Source organism: Cyanobacterium stanieri LEGE 03274 (assembly GCF_015207825.1).
Classification (GTDB): domain Bacteria; phylum Cyanobacteriota; class Cyanobacteriia; order Cyanobacteriales; family Cyanobacteriaceae; genus Cyanobacterium; species Cyanobacterium stanieri_B.
On record NZ_JADEWC010000005.1, the window covers coordinates 42662 to 62870 of the forward strand.

The window sequence follows — 20209 nt, forward strand, 5'->3', positions numbered from 1 at the left end:
TTTTCTCTGCTATGACTAAATTTTAGATTTTTGATAAAAAAGTTAGCTTACATTAATCCATTACGTTTATATAGTCAGATTTAATGGAAGTTGATCGATTGGATATGATATTAATTAATCTAAATTCGAGATAAGATTTATAGTTTTGCAAAAATGTGAAAAATGAACAATTGACAATAAATAATCAAACTATTATTGCCCTAACTCCTCATTTCCCCTAGTGACAAATCCCGAACGGAGGTTAAATCAAATACTAATAAACATCCATAATATTTTTTGAAATTTCAATAATTTTTGTTCTTAATATCTCTGGCTGATGCACTTTTACTTCACCACCAAAACCTAGTATCCAACGGATTAAATCAAAGTCATTTAATGACCATATGGGTAGTGTAACTTGAAAACGATAAGGTTTGTTATTATCTGGACTTTTATCTAAACTAAATATAGAAGAATTATAAACACTAAAAGCAGGTTTAGTCATTTTCATTTGTTGAGTAGAAAATCTTTTTGTACCTTCGGCAATAAACTTAAAAATATCTTCACTAAACCATAATTCTATTTTTACTTCAGCATTTTTTTTCTGCTTACTTAAAAATGTTTTTTGCTGATGAATGTCATTGCCAAGATAGATACCATAACTAGCAGATAGCAGTTTATTTAAATGATTTAAGGCTTTTTTTTGTTGGATGATGGTTTGGGTTTGAGGGGTTTCTTGTTCGATATAAAGTCTATCTAAACGCTCAAAACGAAATAATTTATCTTTTTCTCCTCCTTGGTGTTGAAAGCCGAGATACCAAGCAAAGTTATAAAATACTATCTGTAATAACCAAGCGTCAAAACCTCCGTTTGTTTCCCCTTCATATCTAGCACGATTGGCAAATTTATTCAGTTTAACTAATTTTCTTTGTTCAATGAGATTTTGTAGCCTTTCGGTTTGATTACTCAGGGTTTTTGAATCTAAGCTATCAGTATCTATCATAGACCTATTGGCGATCGCCCTTACGGGATAAATATAATTATCATCAAAATGGGCTAATCTCATCTTACGCTCAAAGTCATTATATAAATTAAGGGCAAGGGGATCATCAATATTTTTGGCTTGGGTTTGCAATAGACGAAAAGTATCAATTAATTCTTGTGGAGAAAGAATACCTGTGCCAAGAAAGTAACCATTACGCATAGTATTAGGTAAAATTTGATAGGGTTTAAGGATATATTCAATATCTTTACGCAGTAAATCTCGCCTTGCTTTAAGATGCTTGATATGACATTTTTCCTGTGCCATTAAATGTACTGTTAAATTGGTTAGATGTCCTGATAAACTAGATTTTGTGGGATCATCTTTATGTTGAGATTCAGGAAAATATTGATTGAGATACTCTGCTTCTACAGTAGGTAAAAAAGGATTATCAAGGATTGTTTTAATAGTATTTAAAATTCTCTCAAAAGTATATTTATCAGAAGCATAATGGGTAACAATATCTTGATCAACTACTACAGTTTCTTGATATTTATAATCTTTTTCTCCACCATTGACTAAACCATAATTTCCCAGAAATTTTAAATCTTCAGCAATGGCTAATTTATCAGCATAAATAGTGCCTTTTAATCTTGCCATTATAGCGGTTATTTCACTGATAGAATCATCAAAAGAGAGTAACTCCCCGAAAATATTTTCAATAATTTGAGGATAGGCATATTGTAAATTACCCAACTCAGAATAGGAAGCGAGGAGAGAAATCAGGTGTAAGAGGCGATCGAAATCCATTAACCTAGAATAACGATGGAGAGTAATGTTATCTACATTAGTGCGATTATGCCTATTAATAATCCGACGATTTAACGAGTCTAATTTCTTCGTAATAAACGATAACTTATACGGAGTATCAATTTTAACTTCATATATATGAATAAAACCCTCAGCCACATGGGGGGGAAACCTTCTCAAAGATTTTGTCATCTCATCAATGATATATTCCGGCACTTGTCTATCTCTTTCTTGATTACGCTTTTTACAAGTATCCACGTCAGGATTGAGATACCAAGCTACCCAGTCAATTTTACCAACCCTTTCTCGTATTTTATTTAAAAAATCAAATCTCCATGGTCTTTTTGTATTAGTCGCATCATAAATTATTGGCAAATTTTTGTCATAGGCTTGTTTAATTTGCTCAATAACTTTTTGCTCTATTTCTTGCCAATTTCCCTGTATTATTTCATCTCCATAAAGTTGTTTTCGGACGGTATCAGTGGAGATAATTTGATAATTACCCGTTTGAGCTAAAAGTTTAGCAAACGTAGATTTTCCTGAAGCTGGTACACCAATTAAAAAGTGACATAACATATACAATTAATATTTATTAGAAAGTATTTTTAGATTACGTAAAATAATTTTATTTAAGTAATCAAAAGGATTAATATCAGGCATTTTTTTAGTTAACTGTTGTAATATTTTAAACATTTCCCTATCTAAATCTTCAGGTTTTTTAATATCATTAATAGCTGTTATTTCATGAATAAATAAATTCCGATCTCTCACATATCTATCCAATAAATTTATTCTTTCTATTAATTCTTGTTTATTATAGTTATTATATTGTATGATTTTCATCATAACAGGAATATTTAAAAATCTCAGATTAGGGTATTCTTGTTCTATTTGCTCTTGTAATCTTCCATGATCAAAATCTCGTATATTATTAATAATATCCTTTTGAATATCTGGCCATCTTTTACTTGCCCATTGAGACTCATCCCCAAATTGTTTCATTAGTAAATATTTCAATAAATTCTCATGAAAAGCCACTAACCACACCAAAAAATCAGCATATTCTTTTTGCTTTAATTTAACACTAGCTTTAAAATAAACTTCTTTAATCAGGGTAAGTAAGTTTTTTTGTCTCAATGCTCCAAGTTCATTAGCCAAATTTTTCATAACCTTATCATCATGTTTATTAACTAAGCTATAGGCTTGATTAAAATTAAAGGATAATCTCAATTTTCCATAATTAATAGCATCCTCAATTTTAGGATGATATAGGCTACTATTTTTAATAGTTAATAATGCAGAACTGTAGTTATAATTTATAATTTGTTTTGTAATAATTTGTAAATCAAATTCCTTTTTAAGACTATTTAAATTAGTAGGAAAAACTCGCTCTTGATTGGATTTTAATTGATAGGGATTTCTAACTTGCCACACATTGCTATGGGGTGCATAACCTGCACTTTGCAAAATAGCCCAAGTGGATTTCATTACAGGAGTACCAGAAGAGGCATTAAATGCTAATATATCCCCTTTCTGTTGAAGATTTTGAGCTATTCTCAGCGCTTTTTTTGCTTCTTGTATGGCTAAGGTTAAATTGACAGGATCATCGGATAATTGATTAATAACGGGTATTAATTGTATCTCATCACAAGAATAGTTTTCTTGTATCCAATCTCTGGTTAATTCTGCTTCTGTGGATGTGCCTTCGGTATGTAATAAAATGGCATTTTTGATGGTTTGATTTTTGTGTTGCGATAATTCTTTTATGAGAGTAACAATTGATCCTTCTTCTTGGTTTTTTTGTGGAAAAGGATCTTGTTTGCCAACAAAAGATAGTAAGATTATTGCCATGTTTCTATATTTATTAATTTAGAAATATTTGACCCCTAAGTTATTTAATTATAGGGGAATTTTATAATTACCAAAGTTGTTTAAAGTCGCTTACATTAGAGCGTAAATATTGGATAAATTCTCGAGTTTTTTGACTGTCATCAGGGAAGATAGTTAATAACTCCACATATTGCTTAGTCACTAAAATTTTGTTATCTTCTCGTTTAATTCTTCTAGGATACATGCGATGAATTATTCTGCCGATACGCCCCATTCTGCCTGTTAAAGTTGACTGTTTAATGGTTTTATCTCTTTGATATTGTCCATGGAAAAAGTCTATGGCTTCACTATCCAGTTTATTTTCAGCAATTCTTCCCCATACTTGTACATTACCTTTTTTGAAAGTTTCTCGCCAGTTTGCTCCTTGGGGATTTAACTGTTTTTTGTTGTAGGTAACCCATCCTTTCATATTACTGTGAACACTATTAAGGAATTTGGTTAAATCTTCTAATTCATTGACAGTAATAAATAAGCCTGTGGAGGGTTTAATAAATTCCCAATGACAACCAATCATGGGTTTTCTGCCATTTTCTAAGTAGTCTGGATAAAATAAACGATGATCAATTCTGCGCCATGATTTACCGAAACCACCGATAAAGAGGCTAAATTGTAGTAGTTTTTTGAGGAATTTTTTAAGGTTGTTTTGTCTGGCGGTGGATATATTTTTCATGGATAATATATCAAGTTTGCCATGATTGAGTTGATATATGGGCATATCAAAAGGGCGACGGGCGGGAGTGTAGGTAAAGTCGTCTAATTCTAAATCAATGGCATCAAAAACGATGCCCAATTCTCCCACTACTGCCCCGTTTCTCCCTGCAAATCCTCCCCAAAGTTGTTTGGTGATGGCTTCGGCAGTGTTAGCATCGGTGACACCCCCAAGGAGTCTGAGGGTATGCCCCCGTAGGGCGGCTTTAAACATATTGGCTCGAAATTCACCCTTTTTATTAATCAATTGGGAGGCTAATCCTTTCCCTTTGAGGTTGACGGTAAGGAGGGAGTTTAATTCGTGACGATTTGTTAATTTTACTTGACCATATCCAGCACTTACCCTTGTACCGAGTCCCTGTGCGATCGCACCTTCCCATATTTGCCAAATTTCGTTCCATGCCCCATCACTTAGGGGCTTTTTGGAAGTAATACCAAAAGTAAATTTAGGCTTGTATAGGGAAATTTGAATAAAAGCTGAATGGTTACCACCATTTTTTACCTGCCAATCCTCTTGAGGATGCACCACATCCACCAATTCCTCGAACATCCATTCTTTATCAGGATAACCCCCATGGAAACGTAAAATACCGGCGTGACTTTCTCCATCTTTCTCATAACCACAATATAAAGCCCGTTTATCCTTGGGGCAACTACGCCAAAAAGCGCCCTTCATACTCGAACCTGGAAAATAAGGAAATCCCTTCGCACCAATCACAGGGCGAATTACCCCCTCATCTTGCCCACTGTTGGTAATAAAGCGCCATGTAAATTGATATTCCCTTGTTTCGACATTGTCACGAAATTGATAATCTTTTTCCTCTAATTCTTCCACCCATTCATCCGCCCAGTTTTCGGCATCTTGTACATTGGCACCAGGTACTAATCTTTGAATTTGACAGCGCCCTGGTAACTGGCTTCTAAACATCAGGGGTACATTGTTATAGTTAGGCATCTTTTTTCCTCTAAATAATAGTTATTTTTTTAGTAATCGAATAAGTCCAGCTTGTTCAAAATGATGATCATTTGTTAATGCTTGAGTTAGTCTTTTTTCTTTCATTAAAATAAAACTAGAATAATCAACCAAACTCCAATTTTTATCAGGACGATTTTTGAACAAATCCCAAGCTAAACTATCTATATATTCATCCACGTGAATTATGTTCACATGGTTAGATATTTTTAAACTATTAATAAACTCAATAATTTTTACTCTTGGAATATGAAGAGGACTTGAGAGGAGAACGCTTAATTCTGAAATAATATAATTAGTGGTAATTAATTTCTTTTTATTCTGAATTATTTGTCTATAAATTTTGACAGCATCCTGATGGTAATTTTGGGAGGAATCTACTAAATTACCCCATCCTGAAGTATCTACAAAAATGTTAGATATTTGCATTGCATTAATCAATAGACTCCACATGAGAATGTCCTAAATAGTAATCATGATTTTCCAACCAGTCACTATTTTTACTATCAAATGCTCCGATAAATTGCTCGAGAGGATCTTCTTCTGCTTCAAGATTAACTTGATCTAGGTAATTAAGAACCATATTTTCCAAAGTTTCTCCCTGTTTTTTAGCTTTTTTAATAAGTTTTTGATAAATATTTTCAGGGACATTTAGTAGTAACTGATGAGTCATAATAATAATCTTCCATTTATTTAATGGCGAGGCAATTCCTCGCCCTACTTCTATTTATTTATAACGTTGTGTCCACCACACCATAGATTCTGTTAACTGGGTCAAAACTGCGATCGCAACTTTGCGCTGTTCTTGATCAAAATTCCATAATAAATCTGCCATGGCTTTAATTTGTTGAGTATTATTAGCACTAACATTATCATTAGGTAAATTAACCCCTGCAATTGCCATAATTTCTACCAACTTTTGCCAAGTATCACGCCAATACCGTGCTTTTTCCTCACTGCCACGGGTACCCTGTAAGCGAAATTGCTCACCCCAAAAACGTTCCAAACCATAAGAAACCGTCATACGCATCTTATAACCCTGATTAAGCGCATCACTACCCCTATATCTCAATACTAAATCATGCGCCGCCTGATCCAAATTATACGAATTCCAAGCCATTGTTATTTCTCCAAAATAATAAATTATTAACCTTTATTCCCCCCGAATTCGCGGGGGGTTAGGGGGGGATCAAATTTCCCTCACCTCAAGTAAATCTAAAGCCCTCGCAACTCCACCGCACAATGTCCAAAACCAATAGACTCCAAACCCCCTAGATAAATCTCCCCCGTAGTGGAATCATCCTCAAAAGGTTTCCATTCCCCCTGATTTTTCTTGATAGCCACAGGAAAAATCATTTGTGTACCCTCTGGCAAAGCCTCAGTGTTGAAGAAAGCACCTTTTACCGCTATTTTCTCATTTTCATCTAGGCGCACCCTGCTCTGACGATACAACGCCATATCGTGAATCATAGCAATTTCATCATCCGCCACCACTACCGCAGGTAACTCCTCCCCAAAAGGAAACCATGGCTTTAAATTCTGTCTGGGATGATCAATGGTGAGGAAACCAAAGTTAAAAAATAGGGTAGGTCGATTTTCCACGGTCAATGGTTTTAATACCGATGAACCACTGTAAACTTGGGGAACAGGATCAGTAATACCCGTAATACGTTTATAGCGTTTTAATAGTTTAGGACAACTTACCCATACAACGGGTTGCCCGGGGCAAAATACAGGAAGCCAAACAACAGAGGCATATTCAAACTTAACCAGCGATTCTGTGGTGCTGTCGGTAACTCCCGCATCCGCATCATGTCCATACCATTGATTACTGTCGTCTTTACCCTTATTTAACAACATTTCTGAGCGAAAACGACCCCGAATAGAACTACCAGGAATAACCCCTGTGAGGGTGAATTGATCTCGGAAAATAAGGTTTAAATTGCCACTTTCTTCCCCTGCGGTGGCGCCCACATGAACAGGTGCTAAAGTTTCGATGATACCGTAGGCTTTTTTATACATTTTTAGTTAACTCCATTAATTGCTAAAGGTAAACACAAACCACTACCTACCCTTTTGAGGGAGTAGCCTTCTTTGGGAAACCAATCCTCATCCCAATCCCACCATGATTTATTGAGGGATTCTGACAACACATAGACGCTTCCTGCACTGACGGCATAACGCCCTCTGCCCATTCTTCCCCCCGCACGATAGCGGTAGGGTATCGCCCTGTCGGTAAGAATTTTGTCAATTTTGGGAAAGGAGTCGGCTTCGGGATAGCGACGGGAAAGACGATTTGAACCCCACACGGCGGACGAAATCAGTGCAAAGGCTTTGGTAATGGGTTGTTGGAATAGTTGTTGAGTCGGGGTATTAAGGGGGATACTGTTGATTTCTACGAGGTGATTTTCACCACCGAAACGATACCAGCCGTCGGGTAACTGGTAGGTGGAAAGATACACAAGAGAAGTATCATCATCCATCTGCACGGCGTTTTCGAGAAACAATCCCCCTTCTTCGGTATGTCTTTCATCCAGTCTCATTTTGGGATGTAACATGGGTACGAATTGCCATGGGCTTGTTTCTGTGGCTTGATTGTCTTTTATTTCTTGGGCTGATTGATTCCATTGACTAATTTTTTGCCATTTATAAGCTGGGGTTAATTCTCTGTTTTTTCGTTGCCATTTTCCTTCGTTTATTTCCCATTCGTCGCTTTCTTTTTCATCGATAATTTTTGTCCATGGAATGGGAATATAAAAGTCTTGAATGTTGTTTTCTTTTGCCCAAAATGGCCCTGCTATGTGCAGTTTATCTACTAAATTTTGTTGACTTTCTATGGCTAAATTTTTATTAGCACTGAAGAATAATCCTGATACTGTGGCAGGATCTGGGGGAAATTTAGAACGCGATCGCCCCACAAGATTTTCAGGAGATAAAAAGCCTCCTGCACTACCGTAGAGATAACCTAACGGCTTAATATTTATTAAATATTTGAACATAATTATTGCCCTTAAAAAAAATGTTTGTAGTGAAGACTTTAGTCTTTTTTTTCAACTCTAAAGAGTTTACTACTAATACTCAATCCGTGAATCAAAATATACTTTAGTTCAATTCATTGAACAATAAACTGTTAGCCTTGTAATTAATTGCAAGGCTGGATGATATACTTTCTACATCGGATTTGGTATAACCTTTAACCGCAAAACTGCCATCCTACTTCAACTAAATTATTAACCCAAATATTAAAATTATTTAGATCTTTATCTCCTACTAATTTTTCACGTTTGCTAAAAAGATAATCACCCTTATTCTGAAAATAAATATCTAGTAAAGCCTTACTTAAACTAACATCTTTTTCAAATTTTAAAGAAGGATTAAAACTAATACTATGACGGGCTTTTAATTGAACTAAATCATTGTAAATATGAGCCCAATTTTCTTGTTTGTCTCTATCTTCATATGCCGACAACAAACCTAGATCATCCCATGGCACAGTCCATTCCACATATTGACCACTATTAAAGACAATACGCAGGGTTACTCGATTTCTGCCCTTATTTTTCGAGACTTTTTCCGCCTCTCGACAATGTTGTAAAACATCCCGTTGCGGTACACTTCCCGCCACCCACACAAAGCCCACACTTAGGGTAATATCCTGACCGTGTTTTTGCCATTCTTGCTTAAGAGTGGATAGCCATCTTAAGGCTTTCTTTTTCAATTCTGGGGAATCATCTACATCCCTTTTTTTACTATAAATAACCCCCAAAAAATCATCTCCCCCTGCATAAATAATACGTCCTAAATCACGGGGAAAATTATTACTTAAATTGTCCCCCCATTGACGCATGGCATCACTAAAATCTTTAATTTTTTGTTCTCCATTAGGTTCATTAAGCAATTTTTTAAGATGATCACCTACTTTGTCACCATCCCCCATAAACCATCCTGTCCATTGTCCTGTAATATTATTTTCGGGGTCTGGTTTACGGCTTAATTCGCTAAACTTTTCAGGAAAAGGAAGATCATTTTTAGAAAATTTTTGGGGTATTCCAGTATTAGGTAAAGTGATTAATCTTTTAACTAATTCTGGTATGCTTAATCGTTCGTTTAAGTCTAAAACTTTGCCTTCCGTGGCTTCTTCTGTGCTGTTTTCTAAAACTGCGGATAATTTAAGATAAAAATCATCAATCTGTTGTTTATCTTGAGCTTTATTTAACGTTTTTGGGTTACGATGTCCACTTCCTAAACGGTTAAATGCGATCGCATCTGTACCTGTTAAACTGGAACTTTCACCAATCCAATTAATACCAACCCAATCCCGAGATAACTTGTTACTTTCCAAGTCTTCGATGGCGGAAGTAATAGAATCCCCCTACCCCCAAAAAAATTCCCAAGTATGGGTTGCCCACATTTCCCAGTCTCTATCCCAAGTGTAAACCACATCAGACACATGACTTTCAATCCATGCTTTACACTCCCAGAGGACTTTTTTCCAAGAGTTAACCAAGGTTTCTTTAACCAACTCCTGCGGAAAATCCCCTTTAATAAGAATACGATTCGGCATTCCTTTTGCCAACTTCGGCAAACCGGGAGAAATAATCTTACATTGGTTATCCTCTGCACTATCAACGATTTTTTTGCTTAGATAAGACAAAATCAAAGATGCACCATATAAATCCCTCAGCTTACGGGATTTTTCTATAAATCCCTGCACTGGAGAAAAGGTAATTGCTGTATAAACTACCATTTAAATTTTGATTAATATTATTCCCTTTACTATAAAACAATTTTTAGGATAAGAATCGTGTTTTAAGCGAATGTGAATTTTCTTTATATTGCTTTGTTTTTCTTTGCAAAAGTCAATAAATAAATTAGAGTAACTATACTAAATCTGTCAATCAAAATATACCTTAGTTCTATTCAACGATAAACTATTAGTCTCATAATTCATTGCAAAGCTGGATTATATACTTTCTGCATCGGATTTGATATTAAATAGACTGTGGTAAATACTAACTAAAATCTTTACCCCACATATCTTTAGCCTTATTCGCATGAAAAAGATGTAAATTATTAAAAAAATCTGTACATTAGTAATTGTTGAGATAAACAAGGGAAGTAACTCGATGGATAATGAGCAGTTTGCACCAAAGGAAAACGAGGAAATCATAATTGTTGAGTCTGCTGATTTAGAAGACATTGACATCGTCAAATCATCTACCAATAAAAACGAAGCCCCAGAAACTAAACCTTTAGAAGTAGTTAATCAAGAAGAAACAGAAGAAAATATCAAAGAATTACCTGACTATATCGCCTTAATTAAATGGATTGAAACCAATCCTCGTTATGCCCACTTGGTGGCGATGGTTGATAAAGAAGGAGAAATAAAACCAAGTCAACCTGATAATCTATTCGTCAAAATAATCAAAAATTATTTATTAAGCATTCCCACGGAATATTATGGCAAATCCTATGTTACAGATAAGGTGAGAGATGATGCGGTGGTGGTTTCCCGTCTTATTAATGCTAGTAATTTGATTGATTTTGTGGGTAATAGTCCATTGTGGTTTTTTGCTTTCAAGTCGTTGGGTAGTGGTTGGGCATTTTTTATTACTATTGTTATGAATATTATTATTCTTAAGTTTAGTAATGATTTATCAACTAAGATTAATACAAGTAACAAAAATTATCATTTAGTCAAAAAAGCAGGGTTATTTTCTGGGTTAGTTATTTTAAATGTTATTCAATCTGTCGCATCGGGCATTGGGGTAGAGTTATTTAATAATCAGTCGAAATTAACGGAAGTAAAAGCCCAAGAAATTGTTGAGAAACAGATGATAATTGAACAAGAAAATATGGAGGTTTTTAAAAATGCTACTTCTCCTCAATATGTAGCAGTAAAAGAACGATGTGAAAAAGGACAAGAAGAATTAAATAGTCTTCCTCATTCTAATCCCCGTTGGTATTCTTTGTATGCAGAAATGCACGGCACATGGCAAGAGCACACCCAGGATTGGGATAATGTACCCATGGAACAATTACCCGTCTGTCGTCAATTGGTGCGATTACAAAATGAGTTATTTGTTAATTATGAAAATGCTCAAAATAACTTTAATAATTTGTTAATCGCCCGTAATGATGTTGGTAATGATCTGTTATTTTTAGATAGTAGTTTCCCTAATGTTTATCAGTCTCATTTCACCCCTGAAGGGGAGTTAAAATCTTCTCTGGAATTGGTTACTTTGGCAACGAATAGTTTTTTAACCAAGTTGTTTGATGGAAAATTAGGGGCGATCGCCCTTCCCCTGTTTATATTATCATTCTCAGTAATCAGTAGCTTTGTGTCTTGTATCATCACTTGGAATTACTCCGAAGACGAATACGTAAAACTATCTTGGGATGAAGAATTAAAACAAAAAAGAGATTTATGGCTAGAAGCCCAATGGCGAAACCTAATCAACGACACTCAACAAAATCAATAAAATCCCAAATTCAGTTCTCCCCTTATTAAAGGGGGCTAGGGGGGATCAAAAACTTCATCAACCCAAACCATAACAACCATGAATCACAACCGCAACGCAACCCTTCTTAGAGCATTTATCAACGAAGTCCAAGAAACAGGAATCTTCCCCCATCCAGAAATAATCAATATTTTTGAACAACATCAACAACAACTCACCCAACCCAGAAAAATTCCCCCATTTCCCCACTTACCAACACCCCCCGAAAAAACACCAGAAACCCCAGCAAAAATTACAACCCCTCAACAACAACCAGAAAACCCACCCGAAACAACTATAACTCCCCCAAAATCTCAATCCCTGATAACATCAGACTCCGACTACTCATCAGAAAAAGAATTATTACCCAATGCCCAATTCTCTCCCCCCCCCAAAGAAGAAAAAAACCCCCCAGACGACAACCATAACTATGGCATCTACCTAGAAAATCCCCATACTTCCCTAGCCCAGAATTTTTCAGAAAACTACTTTATTCCCCATCCCCACAACTTTGCCAATAACCCAGAAACCGTCATTCCCATACACCAAGAAATTGATTACCCTTCTTCCGAAACCTCCCCATCACAATCCTTAAAATACGATAACCCCCAAACCATCTCCAGAAAAAAAAGAATAATCACCAGAGACGAAAAACTAATACAAAGCTACATCGAGTATGTGAGAAAAACTGGAGATTGTGAATATCCCCTCCTCGAAAAACAACTGTTACACAATTAATTAATAATGGAACATTGCTGATTTTAGGTATGACTTCTCCTTGAGGAAGGGAATAGGGAACGGTTATGACATTTAGAAGTCTTAGTTCAATTTATTGAAGGTTGACTATTAGCCGTGTAATTCATTACACGGTGGGCGACGAAAATAGAATCTATTTATAACGAATTATCCAAACTTGATATTAGAGGGTGGGCAAACCAACACCAAAAATAAACAACAGTCCTTATTCGCTTGATAGCTATGTATTAATCAGAAAAAATTGGTTTAAATAAAAAAGTCTCTGATAATTAAAGAGATTTGGGGGGGGATAAATACCAACCAAACCACCACAAAAAGAGGACAAAATGGAACATCATCACGACAAAAAAACCATTTACCTATCCAATAGATCTATTTGGTCAAATATTGCATTATGTTTTATATTATCGCCCATCGCAGGTTACATCCACACCAGAAGATGGAGCGCCTTGGGTAAAGTTTCACTGGCATTGTTTGCTTTTTTTGCCATAACAAGTCCTACCAATATGACCAATAGAGAAGCCTTTGAAAGAGGACAAAAATACTCATTACTAGCCTCTATTATTTCTACTATTGATAATTCCATCGCCATTCAAAACGCCAAAAATAAATTAAAAAATAACGACTCATCGGATCTTTAAAAAAGAGACAAAAAAAGATGTTAATTTCTTGGAAAGGAAGCCTCATCAAAAGTATTGCCATGGGCATAAGTAATGGCACCGTTACCCTAATATTGTTACTCATTGCCCCCATGGGATTAGCAGGAGTAATCACTACCACCATCGCCGTCATGCTCACCACTCTAGCAGTAAGTTTAAGTTTTGACCTTATTACCCTCTGGTTAATCAAATCCTCCGAAGTCAATTTTTTAGATCATCCCTATAAAAATCCTAAAGGGGGGCAAATTTCTTCAGCAAAAAAAATGGAAATAGAACTTAATCGACTCAGAAACCTTGAAGATGAATGAATACCGTTTATGTATCGCAACAGGGTTGTTATTTATCCCTCAAAAAAGAATTATTGATAGTAAAACATGGTAACAACATCCTTGAAGAAGTACAAATGCCCCTAGTAGAACAAATTTTGATCATGGGTAAATCCCAAATTACCACCCAAGCCATTCGCGCTTGTTTAATCAAAAATATTCCCATTGTTTACCTATCTAGGATGGGCTACTGCTACGGGCGTACCATCTCCATTGAAAGGGGTTATCGTTATCTAAGTCGTTATCAACAACTTCTAGACTCTAATAATAAAATAACTGTTGCAAAAGCTATCGTGAAAGCAAAACTAGCTAATAGTCGAGTGATTTTGCGTCGGCAACAACAAAGAAAACCATCCATCGATGTATCCCAGGCCCTCAATATCCTTAGCTATTTAATGGACAAAGTATCTCAAGCCTTAACCATTAATCAACTAATGGGTTATGAAGGCGCCGGGGCAAGTGCTTATTTTTCCGCCTTAGGGCAATGTATAACCAATCCTGACTTTATTTTTTTTGGGCGTAGTCGTCGCCCCCCCGGGAATCCCGTTAATGCGCTTCTGAGTTTTGGTTATCAAATTCTTTGGAATCATCTCTTGGTATTGATTGAATTACAAGGATTAGATCCCTATTATGGTTGTCTCCATCAAGCAAATGAGCGTCATCCTGTGTTAGCTTCTGACTTAGTAGAAGAATTTCGGGCTTCCATTATCGATTCTTTGGTGCTTTATTTGGTAAATAAAAATATAATCAACAGCGTAGATGATTTCACTTTTAAGCATGGCGGTTGTTATCTTAACCACAGTGGTAGAAAAAAGTTTTTAAATGTTTTTATCCAAAGGATGGAGGAATTAATCGATACGGGTAGGGAAACCAAACAACCCCGCTGGGATTTGTTAACAAGGCAAGTAAGACGCTATAAAAATTTTGTTTATCATCCTGTTTTCGGGTATCAACCTTATCGTATTCGCTGATGCTTTTTTATCTAATAGTTTATGACATCACCGACGACAAACGCCGAAAAAAAATTGCGGATATTCTCGAAGGTTATGGGGTGAGGGTGCAATATAGCGTTTTTGAATGTGTTTTAAATCTTAAGCAATATCGGGAGTTGAAAAAAAGGTTACGAAAGGTTTTTAAACAGGAGGAAGACAATCTGAGATTTTACCCTATTTCGGATCATACTCTTAGAAAGGTGGAAACATGGGGACAAGGTTTGCCCCTCACCAATCCCCTAAAATCAAAGGTTATCTGATTGCGAGGGATCGCTGAATGTATCTCAAACAATCAAAATTCGTCATATCCCTCGTTCTTTTACTAAACAAGGGTTTGAAGTATGTATTTGATAAATTTCCAGTATCATTTAAATCAATTTTTGTTAAGGTTCGCTAAGGTGCGCTGGACAGTAAGCGGAACAAGGAGTTAATATAAAGGTGTCGCTATCCTTCGGGGTAGTGGAATTAATGGAAACGGCTCCCCCTGCTGACTCGGCTAACTCCTCAAATACATCAGGGGTCGCTATCCTTCGGGGTAGTGGAATTAATGGAAACTGCTGAGAACGCTCAACACTTGGGCGAAATCTTGAACATCTGCGTTACCGCTTGTCGCTATCCTTCGGGGTAGTGGAATTAATGGAAACGCACGGAAATCAGAAGTTTCGGACATTTTTTGACCTTTTAATGTCGCTATCCTTCGGGGTAGTGGAATTAATGGAAACGTTCATCATTTTCCTTGATAAGAAACTCCTGAGCCCTACGAGTCGCTATCCTTAATATCGTGTGGCTATTCTTTCTCTTTTTATCGTGATTTTGTCGAGTCGTAGTTTATTTAACGACCAAGGGAGAAAATAAATTAAAACACAATTTTACAATCTTTTATTTTCAGTCCTAATATTGTTATTCGCATGAATAAATAAACTAATAAAAAAAGAGTTACTAAACTATTAGTAAATAACTTAACTTATTTGTAAGTAAATAATGCCAAAAGTAGAGATTATTTGCTTGGCGAATTCCAAAAAACTTGGTGGGCGCTGTATTGCGGGTATAAGGACTGATGGAAAGGGTTGGATACGTCCTGTAGGCAGTAATAATAATGATGGAACTCTTTTTGCTAATGATTATACTCTATCAAATGGTAGTGAACCCCAGATATTGTCTGTTATTCAAATTGCTATTTCTACCCCCAAACCCCAATTATATCAACCAGAAAATTGGTTAACTGAGAGAATTCCTTGGCAATTGGTTGGTAAAACTCTTAATAAGTCTCATTTACAATTAATCGAAAATGCTTTTTTTCAGGGTGATAGTATATTTGGAACAAGGGGCGATCGCATTTCTTACCATCAATTACAGCAAAATCCTGCCAAAAGTTCTTTAGAAATCATTCAACCCCTCAATATTACATGGTGTATAAACAATAATTACTCAGGTAATCGACAAATTAGGGCAATATTTTCTTTACATAATGTTCAATATAATTTAGTGGTAACAGATCCTAATTGGCTAGAACATTTAACAAAATTTGAACTCGGTTGTTACAGTTCAAAAGATATTGGGTTGTCTCAAGAGGTGCAATTTTTATTTACCATTAGTTTGGGTGTACCCTATAAAGGTCATTGTTATAAACTCATAGCTGCAGTTATTCCCTATGTGACTCGGTAGAATAATACACTTTTTAATCAATGAAAATATTTACCATTGGGCATAGTAATCATCAAATCGAACAATTTATCTTTTTATTACAATTACATCAAGTAACGGCGATCGCTGATGTTCGCTCCATCCCCTATTCTCGATATAATCAACAATACAATCAAAAAAATTTGCAAAATAAACTAAAACAAAACAAAATTGCATATAGTTTTTTAGGAGATGAATTAGGGGCAAGAAGTAAAAATCCTAATTGTTATGTAAAAAATCAAGCCATATATGAAAAAATAGCCCAGACAGAAGAATTTTTGAAAGGATTAACAAGATTAATAAAAGGGACGAATAAACATAATATAGCTTTAATGTGTGCCGAAAAAGACCCTATTAATTGCCATCGTGCCATATTAATATCTAGGTATTTATCAAAACAGAATATAACAATATTACATATTTTATCTAATGGTCAATTAGAATCACAAAATCAACTAGAAAAACGTTTACTTGATTTACTAGGATTAAATACGCCTAAACAATTAAATCTATTTGATTTCAGCCAAGAAAATTCCCAATCCGAAGATGATTTAATTGAAGATGCTTATCACATACAAGGAACAAAAATAGCTTATTTACGAAAATAAAAATGAAATTATTTACCATTGGTTTTACACAAACATCAGCCGAACAATTTTTTGATTCTTTAACAAAAAATAAAGTTACAACTTTAATTGATGTAAGGTTAAACAACTCTTCTCAACTTTCTGGTTATGCAAAAAAAAATGATCTTCAATATTTTTTAAAAAGAATATGTAATATAAATTATGTTCATATAAAAGATTTAGCACCTAACAAAGATATTTTAGACCAATTTAAAAAACAAAAAACTATATCATGGAAAGAATATGAAAAACACTATTTAAAATTGATACAAGATCGCAAAATTGATAAAACAATATCCCCCAAACTATTTGAAAATGGATGTTTATTATGTAGTGAAAAAGAACCTCATTACTGTCACAGAAGGTTGTTAGCAGAATACCTTAACAAACAATGGGGAGGAATTTTAATTAAACATCTTTAATCCCATTCATTTCAAAGTGTGTACATTAAACAGACTTTATGATTCACCTCCATTATTATACTTAATACCAAATTCGATCAGCATAGTAAACTAATAAAATTAATGGCATTGCTGATTTTGAGTATGAAGCATTATTGAATTACAGTAAATGTATAGTATTAAAACTATTATTACTATTGCCCATTCCCTATTGCCAAACTCAACTAAAAATCATACCTTAATTCGCCAACGCCAAATTAATTAACAAATATACTAAAATAACTAACTTGCTTTCGGTTAATGGAAGGTTAACTGTTAGCCATGCAATTTATTATACAGTGAGGCAACTGGGAAAATACTATAACTCATCCATTAGAATACATAAATCAAACGAAAACAAAAATATCCTTTAAATAAAAAAGTGTTCTCAAGCCCCATAAAAACAAAGCCCAAGAACACCTTATATAAAAATCATAGACAAATTTAGGCTTGAAGTGCTAACTCCACAACTTTTTTAAATGCGTCCATATCCTGAACAGCCAAAAGAGCCAACATCTTACGATTAAGAGAAATATTAGCTTTATCTAACTTATAAATTAACTGACTATAGCTAATGCCGTGCATTCTTGCCGCCGCATTAACACGGGTAATCCAAAGACGACGAAAATCCCTTTTTTTCTTGCGACGGTCACGATAAGCATTACGTAACGCCTTCATGACTTGCTGATTAGCTGTACGGAATAACTTAGAGTGAGAACCTCTAAAACCCTTAGCTAACTTTAAAATCTTATTACGTCTTTTACGGGCGACGTTACCTCTCTTAACTCTACTCATTTTTTTACAATTAAATTAATGTTACAAGGTTTAATAGAAGAAAATTTATTCCTACTTAGTACCATAAGGAAGCATTAAACGTACTTCCTTTTCATCACTTTCATGAACCAAAGTCATGTTGCTAAGACGACGACGTTTTTGTTCTGCACTTTTATGCTCTAACAAGTGATTCTTATTTGCTTTACGACGCATAATTTTCTTTCCGCTTCCAGTGATACGAAAACGTTTAGCAGCGGATTTTTTAGTTTTTACTTTAGGCATAGTTTTATCTAAATTAGCACAATTTACAATTATACATTTTTTTATGGTCATCCTGATAGAGATAAACCACAATTACTTAAAAAGGAGAACCCTTCTCGAAATTACAGTTTAACTTCGATGTCAACCCCAGCGGGTAAGTCTAACTTCATCAAAGCATCAATAGTTTTAGAAGAAGGTTGATAAATATCAATTACCCTACGATGAGTACGGGTTTCAAAATGTTCTCTCGAATCTTTATCAACGTGGGGAGATCTTAACACACAGTAGATTTTACGTTTTGTGGGGAGAGGGATAGGACCTACTGGCTGAGCATTAGTACGATTAGCCGTTTCAACAATTTTAGTACAAGATGTATCGAGTAAACGACGGTCAAATGCTTTTAAGCGAATACGAATTTTTTGTTGTTGTAAAGTTGCCATGATTTTTGTAGTTATTTACTGAGATTAATTTTTCAAGGTACGAAACAATTGACAATTGACAATTGACAATTGACAATTATATTTTTAGTAGGGATAAAATTAGGGCGTACAGAGAACTTAATCTGAGTAACGCCCCAATTATTATTTAATGCTTCCTACTGTAAAATTTTGGCTACAGCACCAGCACCGATGGTACGACCACCTTCACGAATCGCAAAGCGCATTCCTTGCTCGATCGCAATGGGGTTGATTAATTCAACGGTCATTTTGATGCGATCGCCAGGCATTACCATTTCAGCTGCGCTACCATCGTCAGCGGTGAAGTCACTGATAGTTCCAGTTACGTCAGTGGTACGAACGTAGAACTGAGGACGGTATCCAGGGAAGAAAGGAGTATGACGACCACCTTCTTCTTTTTTAAGTACATAAACTTCAGCTTCAAACTTGGTGTGAGGAGTGATGGAAGAAGGTTTTGCTAAAACCATACCACGCTCGATGTCTTCTTTCTGAACACCACGAAGTAATAAACCTACGTTATCTCCAGCCATACCTTCATCCAAGGTTTTTTGGAACATTTCAACACCAGTTACAGTGGTGTTACGAGTATCACGAATACCAACTAACTCTACGGTTTCGCCAACTTTTACTCTACCACGCTCGATACGACCAGTAGCAACAGTACCACGACCAGTAATGGAGAATACATCTTCTACAGCCATCAAGAAAGGCTTATCAACATCACGCTCAGGGGTAGGAATGTAGCTATCTACTTCATCCATGAGAGTCCAGATTTTATCAGTCCACTCATTTTCACCTTTTTGAGTAGTAGGATTAGCAGTCATTTGTTCTACAGCTTTGAGGGCAGAACCAGAAACAATAGGAATATTGTCACCATCAAAACCATATTCGCTTAAGAGTTCACGAACTTCTAACTCAACCAACTCTAATAATTCTTCATCATCAACTTGGTCTTGCTTGTTTAAGAACACAGCGAGGTTAGGTACACCAACCTGTCTAGCTAAAAGGATGTGTTCACGGGTTTGGGGCATAGGGCCATCAGCCGCAGACACTACTAAAATAGCTCCATCCATTTGAGCCGCACCAGTGATCATGTTTTTAACATAGTCAGCGTGTCCGGGGCAGTCCACGTGAGCATAGTGACGACCAGGAGTTTCGTATTCTACGTGAGCAGTGTTGATGGTGATACCCCGTGCTTTTTCTTCAGGAGCAGCATCGATTTCATCATATTTACGAGCCTTCGCCTGACCAGCTGCAGATAGAGTTAAAGTGATAGCTGCGGTTAAAGTAGTTTTACCGTGGTCAACGTGACCGATAGTACCAATATTAACGTGAGGTTTCGTTCTTTCAAATTTTTCCCGTGCCATTTTCTTTGTCTTTTCCTAATTTAAT

At 35.5% G+C, this 20209-nt stretch carries 23 protein-coding genes; 9 read left to right on the forward strand and 14 right to left on the reverse strand.

All coding sequences use genetic code 11. The annotated features are described in order from the left end of the window. Window positions 1-253 precede the first annotated feature (253 nt). The 10 genes from IQ215_RS03520 to IQ215_RS14315 form a co-directional block, all read right to left on the reverse strand. Entirely contained in the window at window positions 254-2347 is a 2094-nt protein-coding gene (locus IQ215_RS03520; protein WP_193799942.1) for a WYL domain-containing protein, read from the reverse strand. Between the two features lie 6 nt (window positions 2348-2353). Beyond that, window positions 2354-3622 carry a hypothetical protein gene (locus IQ215_RS03525; protein WP_193799943.1) on the reverse strand — a complete coding sequence of 423 codons (1269 nt, stop codon included), beginning with the start codon at window positions 3620-3622 and terminating at the stop codon, window positions 2354-2356. A gap of 67 nt (window positions 3623-3689) precedes the next feature. Next, a complete protein-coding gene (locus IQ215_RS03530; protein WP_193799944.1) occupies window positions 3690-5324 on the reverse strand; it encodes a hypothetical protein in 1635 nt (544 codons plus the stop codon). Window positions 5325-5345: 21 nt separating this feature from the next. Continuing rightward, a complete protein-coding gene (locus IQ215_RS03535) occupies window positions 5346-5771 on the reverse strand; it encodes a type II toxin-antitoxin system VapC family toxin (protein WP_241735243.1) in 426 nt (141 codons plus the stop codon). A gap of 4 nt (window positions 5772-5775) precedes the next feature. Continuing rightward, window positions 5776-6015, reverse strand: coding sequence for a hypothetical protein (locus tag IQ215_RS03540; protein ID WP_193799946.1), 240 nt, complete (start codon window positions 6013-6015; stop codon window positions 5776-5778). A 54-nt stretch (window positions 6016-6069) separates the two neighbouring features. After that, a complete protein-coding gene (locus IQ215_RS03545) occupies window positions 6070-6462 on the reverse strand; it encodes a hypothetical protein (protein ID WP_193799947.1) in 393 nt (130 codons plus the stop codon). Window positions 6463-6557: 95 nt separating this feature from the next. Further along, the gene (locus IQ215_RS03550) at window positions 6558-7364 is read right to left on the reverse strand and encodes an RAMP superfamily CRISPR-associated protein (RefSeq protein ID WP_193799948.1); all 807 of its coding nucleotides are present in this window, start codon (window positions 7362-7364) and stop codon (window positions 6558-6560) included. 2 nt (window positions 7365-7366) lie between these two features. After that, window positions 7367-8341, reverse strand: a complete 975-nt coding sequence (locus IQ215_RS03555; RefSeq protein WP_193799949.1) for a type III-B CRISPR module-associated Cmr3 family protein — start codon at window positions 8339-8341, stop codon at window positions 7367-7369. A 194-nt stretch (window positions 8342-8535) separates the two neighbouring features. Then, window positions 8536-9684: a Cas10/Cmr2 second palm domain-containing protein gene (locus IQ215_RS14360; protein WP_241735244.1), complete on the reverse strand. Its 1149-nt coding sequence runs from the start codon at window positions 9682-9684 to the stop codon at window positions 8536-8538. A gap of 30 nt (window positions 9685-9714) precedes the next feature. After that, the gene (locus IQ215_RS14315; RefSeq protein ID WP_206688492.1) at window positions 9715-10089 is read right to left on the reverse strand and encodes a type III-B CRISPR-associated protein Cas10/Cmr2; all 375 of its coding nucleotides are present in this window, start codon (window positions 10087-10089) and stop codon (window positions 9715-9717) included. A gap of 379 nt (window positions 10090-10468) precedes the next feature. Between IQ215_RS14315 and IQ215_RS03565 the strand changes: the two genes are divergently transcribed. The 9 genes from IQ215_RS03565 to IQ215_RS03605 all read left to right on the forward strand — a co-directional run bounded on the left by IQ215_RS03565 (window position 10469) and on the right by IQ215_RS03605 (window position 17306). Continuing rightward, on the forward strand, window positions 10469-11824 hold the full coding sequence (locus IQ215_RS03565; protein WP_193799950.1) for a hypothetical protein: 1356 nt from the start codon (window positions 10469-10471) through the stop codon (window positions 11822-11824). Between the two features lie 78 nt (window positions 11825-11902). Continuing rightward, the gene (locus tag IQ215_RS03570; RefSeq protein WP_193799951.1) at window positions 11903-12580 is read left to right on the forward strand and encodes a hypothetical protein; all 678 of its coding nucleotides are present in this window, start codon (window positions 11903-11905) and stop codon (window positions 12578-12580) included. Window positions 12581-12924: 344 nt separating this feature from the next. Next, window positions 12925-13239, forward strand: a complete 315-nt coding sequence (locus IQ215_RS03575; protein ID WP_193799952.1) for a hypothetical protein — start codon at window positions 12925-12927, stop codon at window positions 13237-13239. Between the two features lie 17 nt (window positions 13240-13256). After that, window positions 13257-13565 carry a CRISPR-associated protein Csx18 gene (gene csx18 / locus IQ215_RS03580; protein WP_193799953.1) on the forward strand — a complete coding sequence of 103 codons (309 nt, stop codon included), beginning with the start codon at window positions 13257-13259 and terminating at the stop codon, window positions 13563-13565. Then, complete coding sequence (gene cas1 / locus IQ215_RS03585; RefSeq protein WP_193799954.1) at window positions 13562-14554, forward strand: CRISPR-associated endonuclease Cas1; 993 nt, start codon at window positions 13562-13564, stop codon at window positions 14552-14554. The genes csx18 and cas1 overlap by 4 nt, the downstream gene beginning before the upstream one ends. Then, complete coding sequence (cas2, locus tag IQ215_RS03590) at window positions 14554-14835, forward strand: CRISPR-associated endonuclease Cas2 (protein ID WP_193799955.1); 282 nt, start codon at window positions 14554-14556, stop codon at window positions 14833-14835. Before cas1 ends, cas2 begins: the two co-directional genes overlap by 1 nt. A gap of 721 nt (window positions 14836-15556) precedes the next feature. Then, complete coding sequence (locus tag IQ215_RS03595; RefSeq protein ID WP_193799956.1) at window positions 15557-16240, forward strand: dual OB domain-containing protein; 684 nt, start codon at window positions 15557-15559, stop codon at window positions 16238-16240. Between the two features lie 20 nt (window positions 16241-16260). After that, the gene (locus IQ215_RS03600) at window positions 16261-16866 is read left to right on the forward strand and encodes a DUF488 domain-containing protein (RefSeq protein ID WP_193799957.1); all 606 of its coding nucleotides are present in this window, start codon (window positions 16261-16263) and stop codon (window positions 16864-16866) included. A gap of 2 nt (window positions 16867-16868) precedes the next feature. After that, window positions 16869-17306, forward strand: coding sequence for a DUF488 domain-containing protein (locus IQ215_RS03605; RefSeq protein ID WP_193799958.1), 438 nt, complete (start codon window positions 16869-16871; stop codon window positions 17304-17306). A 462-nt stretch (window positions 17307-17768) separates the two neighbouring features. On the opposite strand, the gene rplT is transcribed toward IQ215_RS03605, so the two are convergent. The 4 genes from rplT to tuf all read right to left on the reverse strand — a co-directional run bounded on the left by rplT (window position 17769) and on the right by tuf (window position 20184). After that, complete coding sequence (gene rplT, locus IQ215_RS03610) at window positions 17769-18119, reverse strand: 50S ribosomal protein L20 (RefSeq protein ID WP_193799959.1); 351 nt, start codon at window positions 18117-18119, stop codon at window positions 17769-17771. 51 nt (window positions 18120-18170) lie between these two features. Continuing rightward, window positions 18171-18380 (reverse strand): 50S ribosomal protein L35, encoded by a 210-nt coding sequence (rpmI, locus tag IQ215_RS03615; RefSeq protein WP_193800036.1) that lies wholly within the window; start codon window positions 18378-18380, stop codon window positions 18171-18173. A gap of 101 nt (window positions 18381-18481) precedes the next feature. Beyond that, window positions 18482-18799 carry a 30S ribosomal protein S10 gene (gene rpsJ, locus IQ215_RS03620; protein ID WP_015223309.1) on the reverse strand — a complete coding sequence of 106 codons (318 nt, stop codon included), beginning with the start codon at window positions 18797-18799 and terminating at the stop codon, window positions 18482-18484. Window positions 18800-18954: 155 nt separating this feature from the next. Then, window positions 18955-20184, reverse strand: coding sequence for an elongation factor Tu (gene tuf, locus IQ215_RS03625; RefSeq protein ID WP_193799960.1), 1230 nt, complete (start codon window positions 20182-20184; stop codon window positions 18955-18957). Window positions 20185-20209 lie beyond the last annotated feature (25 nt).